Source organism: Herbidospora sp. RD11066 (assembly GCF_054661255.1).
Genome location: NZ_BAAGDO010000308.1, coordinates 1 through 245, shown reverse-complemented (window position 1 = coordinate 245; position 245 = coordinate 1). Strand labels below are relative to the sequence as shown.

At 48.6% G+C, this 245-nt stretch carries 1 protein-coding gene; it reads right to left on the bottom strand.

Features of this window, described 5'->3' with window-relative positions; translation table 11 throughout:
• Positions 1 to 245, bottom strand: a 245-nt coding sequence (locus ACYQ78_RS39990) for a hypothetical protein (RefSeq protein ID WP_459806214.1), incomplete at both ends; no start/stop codon positions are given.

Sequence of the window (245 nt, the reverse complement as noted above, 5' to 3'; positions counted from 1 at the left end):
GGAGGCGGCTTGTGACCCTGAACGCCATTTTGTAGGTACACTGGGTGAGGGGATCGCACTTGCTGATCTTGTTGAACCTCACTAATCGGACTTACAGAAACCAGCCGCACGCCTGGGGTTTCCTTAATTGTCCACGCAGTTTCTCGCAGTGTGTCTTGGGCAGTGGCTTTAGCTGCCCCTCCTGTTGCCAAGGGAGGTATCTTTGCTTTCTTATTTTTATCTTTCTTTTTCTTTTCTTTATCCTT